Here is a 612-nt window from a genome sequence, read left to right as displayed (position 1 = left end):
TTACCGCACGCATTATTTTCAGGATGCACAACTGGATATGCATTTTGCCGGGCTGACGTATGCCGTACTCAGCCTGTTTTTTGCCGATCCTGATATGAGGCCGTCTGATTTCAGCCTGCTGAACCGGTGTGGGACTGAAGAAGAGTCTGAAGATGATGTGCTGATGCAAAAACCGGCAGAACTGACCGGTGGTGTTCGTTATGGCCATGACGGTAATGAACCTGTGCAGACGCCATCCGGTGTGGCGGAGATGACGGAGGAGGATCTGATGCTGATGTCGGTATCAGAAGGTATTGCAGGGGGAGTACGGTATGGCTGAACCGGTAGGTGATCTGGTCGTTGATTTAAGTCTGGATGCGGCCAGATTTGACGAGCAGATGGCCAGAGTCAGGCGTCATTTTTCCGGTACAGAAAGTGATGCGAAAAAAACAGCGGATGTCGTTGAACAGTCACTGAGCCGACAGGCGCTGGCTGCACAGAAAGCGGGGATTTCCGTCGGGCAGTATAAAGCCGCCATGCGTATGCTGCCTGCGCAGTTCACCGACGTGGCCACGCAGCTTGCAGGCGGGCAAAGTCCGTGGCTGATCATGCTGCAACAGGGTGGTCAGGTGA

General features: G+C 54.1%; 2 protein-coding genes. Both read left to right on the top strand.

The features are described 5' to 3' along the window. On the top strand, positions 1 to 319 hold a 319-nt coding region (locus tag C7B16_RS24340), incomplete at its 5' end, for a phage tail assembly protein T (RefSeq protein WP_107180300.1). After that, the coding region (locus C7B16_RS24335) for a phage tail length tape measure family protein (RefSeq protein ID WP_143192639.1) at positions 312 to 612 on the top strand (301 nt) is incomplete at its 3' end. The genes C7B16_RS24340 and C7B16_RS24335, both read left to right, overlap by 8 nt.

This window comes from Escherichia sp. 20412-1, from assembly GCF_003027595.1.
In the GTDB taxonomy this organism is placed as follows: Bacteria; Pseudomonadota; Gammaproteobacteria; order Enterobacterales; family Enterobacteriaceae; genus Escherichia; species Escherichia marmotae.
Note: the sequence above shows the minus strand (reverse complement) of the source record. Positions and strands in the feature narration are given on the sequence as shown.